Here is a 4,505-nt window from a genome sequence, read left to right as displayed (position 1 = left end):
CGGACAAGCCGAAAATCAAGATCGTCGGCGAACTGCCCAACCCGCTCAACCCACCGCCCGGCTGCGCCTTCCACAAACGCTGCCCGTACGCCACCGAGCGCTGCAGCAACGAAGAGCCGGCCCTGCGTTTGCTCGACAGCCGGCAGGTGGCGTGTCACTACGCGGAAGACATCAGCGACTGAGCCACAAGTGGGCGTTCGATACAGGGCAGTTTCTGCGCAGAAGCGCACGATCGAATCGGATCCGCTTCGCCAGAAAAAGCAGCAGATCGACAAATTTGACCCTCAGGCAGTAAGCTCAATGGCGATTCCGGACGCGAGACCGCAACTACAGGGTCTTCCTCAATGCATCACAGGGACGGGCTTAACCATGGGCTTTTTAGATCGGTTGTTTGGTGGACGCTTTACCATGCCTCCCCCTGAGGAAACCAACCTCAGCGCTTCAGCCATCATGAAAGAACTGCGACCCGAGCGAAGCGATCCCGCCCAGAAAAAAGCACTCGAGGTTTTTGCCCAAGCGCTGGTAGCGGTCATTCCGGAAAAAGAGGGCGCCAGACTGGTCAGGCGCGTTATGCGCAGATACGCGATGGGAGATGACGCCGCCAGTGCCCTCGCGGAAGGGTTTGTGAATGACTCAACGGGACAAAAACTGGAAAGCCTCGTGCTCCTTAGCGTGGATTGGCAGGGTTATGACGTGTTTGAGTATCAAGCGCCCTATCTGGTCAGCGCCAGTGGTTTGCAAGCACCCTACGCTTACGTGAGGGAAGGCGCGTCATCGATGCCAGAGGTTCTCGGCAACTTTGATCAGTGGCTGGCGCAGTTCGGTAAACGTTATCTTCACCTGGACTGTGGAAGTGACAATTACGACGGTGTGATTGTTGACACTGACAGGCTGGAAGAAATCATTGGGCTGGCTGGACGAGCTGGAATCAACGTCAGCCTTGAGCACTTCTAGCGATGGCGACTGGCGGAAATAATCGCGAGCCTTAAGTCGGTGCCATCAACGGTCGCTGAGTTGCTGGTGCATCGTCGATGCCCTTGCAACCCGACTCCCAGGAAAACCTCCCCTCAGGGTCAAAGGAACGCTCATGAATAAAGCGATGATTTGCGGCTTGGTGCTCACACTCACGTCTTCTGTGTGCTGGGCTGCTGACAAGGTGACCACTGTACCGGTCAGCTTTGCCAAAGGCGCCAACAGTGCCCAGGTCAACGGTAAACTCAAGGGCTTTGACACTGTCCAGTACACCTTGTCGGCGATGTCCGGCCAACGTATGACTGTGCAGATCTCCGGCAGTCACAATGCGAACTTCAACGTATTCTCCCCCGGCGACCAACCGGGCCAGTCCAGTGCCCTAGGCAGTGGCGGGGTTGGCTCGGACTGGACTGGAGCGCTACCGGCGTCGGGCAAGTACACCGTGCAGGTTTTTCAGATGCGCGCCTCAGCCAGACGCGGTGAGGCTGTGCCATACACCATCAGCTTCAGCATCAAGTGATTGATCTGGGTACTCCTCCTGAATGAATCTGAATGCAGATACGCCAGCAAGGGTGTACTGCCGAAGCACAGCAGCCAATCCGCGGTGTTTGCGACATGACTGTTCGTACACCGCGAGTGACCTTACTGCTGGGGTCACTACGACCGCCCGCCCTCATTACCGTGCTTGATGTCTGTTTGCTGACGCCCTAGATTGTCGGCTTTCATGGAGGATACTGACTGATGGCACGCGTAAGTTTGATACTGACACCCGGTTTTGCAGACTGGGAATATGCATTCATTGCTGGAACCGCGTCGCCGTTTTACGGGATCGACGTCCGCTTTTTCGCGCCGACTACGGGGCAGTTCCACTCCCAGGGCGGATTGGCTGTCACCGTCGATAGCGGTCTGCAGCAGTGCCTGGACTGGCAACCGGAAGTTGTGGTCGTCATTGGCGGAACGGCCTGGGAAGGTGCCCATGCACCGGACATTTCAGACTTTCTTCAGGCCAGTCGTTCACGTGGAGCGACCATTGCCGGTATCTGTGGGGGGACCCTGGCGCTGGCCAGAGCCGGGCTTCTCGACACAGTGCCTCATACCTCGAACAGCCCTGACTTCCTGCAAGACAATGCCCAAGGTTACGCGGGGCACTCGCTTTATCGAAACAGTCCGGTAGCGGTGATTGCGGACCGCATCATTACGGCCCCCGGCCCGGCCCCCGTCAGTTTCACCTGCGCCGTGTTCGACGCTGCCGGGCTGTCTTCGCAGAGCATTGCGCAGTTCAGGGCCATGTTGGCCGCGGAACATCGGTGAGATACCGTACATGCACAACACAAATGTGTGACGACACCGAACCCTGTAGGAGCGAGCCTGCTCGCGATGGACGTCAAGGATGACGCGTTTTATCTGAATCAACCCAGTAGAGGGACAGATCTATTTTCCGGAAACGTAAAGCTGTCCCCTTTACAGGCCTGCAACGGCAAAGTTAAAAGGATTCATACAGCTCGACAGCCCAAACTAAAAGGACATGGAATGCTGCAAATTCTGGGTAAAGCATCGTCAATCAATGTGCGAAAGGTACTCTGGGCATGTGCTGAGATCGGAATACCCTTTGAACAAGAGGATTGGGGTTCTGGCTTCAGGTCTACGTGCACGCCCGAGTTCATTTCGATGAACCCCAATGCCATGGTGCCGGTGATCAAGGACGGCGACTTCGTGCTGTGGGAGTCCAATACGATCATTCGGTACCTGGCTTCCCACTATGACGCAACTCTTCTCTATCCAGTTCAATCGAGAGCCAGGGCACGAGTGGACCAATGGATAGATTGGCAAGCAGCGGACCTCAATAAATCGTGGATATATGCCTTCATGTCGTTGGTCAGGCAGTCGCCGGCGCATCAAGACGGCAACGTGTTGGCGGCCTCTTGCGATCAATGGGCGAGGCACATGGAGATCCTGGATCGACAGCTAGAATCAACAGGGGCCTACATCAGCGGCAACGCATTTACTCTGGCAGACATACCGATAGGTCTGTCGGTGAATAGGTGGTTTGAAACACCGCTCGCTCATCCGAACTTACCTGCCGTGCGTGCCTATTACGAACGGTTGACTCTGCGACCTGCCTACCGCCAGCACGGAAGAAACGGCACGCCATGACAGGAGGTCCCCTCTACTCCATTTTCCACGGCCAGTTCGCGCATGATCCGAAAGTAGATCAAGGACAAATCCAGGATACTTAAAGGGCTAGTACTGACCTACTTCCAAGAGTCGTACGGCACACCAAACTTCTCGACATAGGCTTGGGATACATCAGAGAGTGAGTCGTACTCACCACCAGACTTACCTTCATACGGGCCGCGCGGATCAATTACGGCTTTTACCGTAGTGACCTCGATCGGTGTCATGCAGGGGCCGCCTACCCAGACTCTGGCGATACCTCCGGGGACCAGCCTTATGCCGATCGAATCACGATAGCCAGTGATCCATTTCCCATCGGCCGCGCAGAACACGTTCTCCCCCTTGCGCATGACCTCTCGAGTGGCTTCGGGGATTTTTATCACCATCAGGTAGGTTTGCGGTTCGACCAGCGATTGCCAGCGGACATAGAGCTGTTTGGGCAAGTCAGCCCCTGTTACGTTTTTACCTTTACCGATGCCAGCTCTTTTCGGCCAGCCATGTGGATCACCGGAGTTGTTGGGGGGAGTTAGTATTGACGCGGTGCCACTCATCGCACGTGGGTAGATGTGGTCTTGAATATCGACCACATCGGCTGTTTCGATCCAGACTTCCATGTAGTCAGGAGCCGAGAACCCCAGGTACCAGGATTTGTAAGGCATTGACTGGCTGCTGGCGAATGTGCAGCCACTGAGCAGGAAAACGCTAAGAACGATACGGATAAAATTACTCATTAGGATGCACCGTGCGCACAGAGTTTTCGTCTGGTCGATTAATGAAGACGATGTTCAGGTCGCTATTGTTACGGTTTTTTGCGGCGTTCCAGTTATCGGAGATATGAACATAACGCTGGAACAGCAGTGCCTCCTCCTGCGGAGTCAGCCCTGTTGTTTTGCTTTTCCCCTGAGCGTAGGCCATCAGTTTTTTGCAGATGGGAACGAGGTCCGCGGGTAACGCAAGTCGCGGATTTTTTTCGGGGATCTGTCGAAAAGGCACTCCATTTTCCACGGCCAGTTCGCGCATGATCCGAAAGTAGATCAAGGACAAATCCAGGATACTTAAAGGGTCAGTACTGACCTACTTCCAAGAGTCGTACGGCACACCAAACTTCTCGACATAGGCTTTGGAAACCGCTGAAAGAGGCCGGTGGTGACCACCAGACTTACCTTCATACGGGCCGCGCGGATCAATCACGGCTTTTACCGTAGTGACCTCGATCGGTGTCATGCAGGGACCGCCTACCCAGACTCTGGCGATACCTCCGGGGACCAGCCTTATGCCGATCGAATCACGATAGCCAGTGATCCATTTCCCATCGGCCGCGCAGAACACGTTCTCCCCCTTGCGCATGACCTCTCGAG

At 55.4% G+C, this 4,505-nt stretch carries 7 protein-coding genes and 1 pseudogene; 5 read left to right on the top strand and 3 right to left on the bottom strand.

Translation table 11 applies throughout. The features are described from left to right. From AACY45_RS26890 to AACY45_RS26870, 5 genes are all read left to right on the top strand, one after another. Positions 1-182: oligopeptide/dipeptide ABC transporter ATP-binding protein (locus AACY45_RS26890; protein WP_339548463.1), on the top strand; the 182-nt coding region annotated here is incomplete at its 5' end. 7 nt (positions 183-189) lie between these two features. Continuing rightward, positions 190-954 carry a DUF6630 family protein gene (locus AACY45_RS26885; protein ID WP_339548462.1) on the top strand — a complete coding sequence of 255 codons (765 nt, stop codon included), beginning with the start codon at positions 190-192 and terminating at the stop codon, positions 952-954. 133 nt (positions 955-1,087) lie between these two features. Then, positions 1,088-1,492, top strand: coding sequence for a hypothetical protein (locus AACY45_RS26880; RefSeq protein ID WP_339548461.1), 405 nt, complete (start codon positions 1,088-1,090; stop codon positions 1,490-1,492). 221 nt (positions 1,493-1,713) lie between these two features. Further along, positions 1,714-2,283, top strand: coding sequence for a DJ-1/PfpI family protein (locus AACY45_RS26875; protein ID WP_339548459.1), 570 nt, complete (start codon positions 1,714-1,716; stop codon positions 2,281-2,283). Between the two features lie 219 nt (positions 2,284-2,502). After that, the gene (locus AACY45_RS26870; RefSeq protein WP_339548457.1) at positions 2,503-3,126 is read left to right on the top strand and encodes a glutathione S-transferase family protein; all 624 of its coding nucleotides are present in this window, start codon (positions 2,503-2,505) and stop codon (positions 3,124-3,126) included. Positions 3,127-3,224: 98 nt separating this feature from the next. Here the strand turns inward: AACY45_RS26870 and AACY45_RS26865 are convergent, their stop codons facing one another. From AACY45_RS26865 to AACY45_RS26855, 3 genes and pseudogenes are all read right to left on the bottom strand, one after another. Beyond that, the gene (locus tag AACY45_RS26865) at positions 3,225-3,878 is read right to left on the bottom strand and encodes a DUF2931 family protein (RefSeq protein WP_339548456.1); all 654 of its coding nucleotides are present in this window, start codon (positions 3,876-3,878) and stop codon (positions 3,225-3,227) included. Next, on the bottom strand, positions 3,871-4,185 hold the full coding sequence (locus AACY45_RS26860; RefSeq protein WP_339548454.1) for a hypothetical protein: 315 nt from the start codon (positions 4,183-4,185) through the stop codon (positions 3,871-3,873). The genes AACY45_RS26865 and AACY45_RS26860 overlap by 8 nt, the downstream gene beginning before the upstream one ends. Before the next feature lie 36 nt (positions 4,186-4,221). Further along, a pseudogene (locus AACY45_RS26855) lies at positions 4,222-4,505 on the bottom strand (DUF2931 family protein); the annotation flags it as partial.

Source organism: Pseudomonas sp. RA_35y_Pfl2_P32, from assembly GCF_963970735.1.
Classification (GTDB): domain Bacteria; phylum Pseudomonadota; class Gammaproteobacteria; order Pseudomonadales; family Pseudomonadaceae; genus Aquipseudomonas.
This window is presented reverse-complemented; position numbering and strand designations above follow the sequence as displayed.

What these genes read in the sequence shown, in the direction of transcription:
- AACY45_RS26880 (WP_339548461.1), top strand. Translation starts at nt 1,088, where the DNA reads ATGAATAAAGCGATGATTTGCGGCTTGGTGCTCACACTCACGTCTTCT.
- AACY45_RS26875 (WP_339548459.1), top strand. Translation starts at nt 1,714, where the DNA reads ATGGCACGCGTAAGTTTGATACTGACACCCGGTTTTGCAGACTGGGAA.
- AACY45_RS26870 (WP_339548457.1), top strand. Translation starts at nt 2,503, where the DNA reads ATGCTGCAAATTCTGGGTAAAGCATCGTCAATCAATGTGCGAAAGGTA.
- AACY45_RS26865 (WP_339548456.1), bottom strand. Translation starts at nt 3,878, where the DNA reads ATGAGTAATTTTATCCGTATCGTTCTTAGCGTTTTCCTGCTCAGTGGC.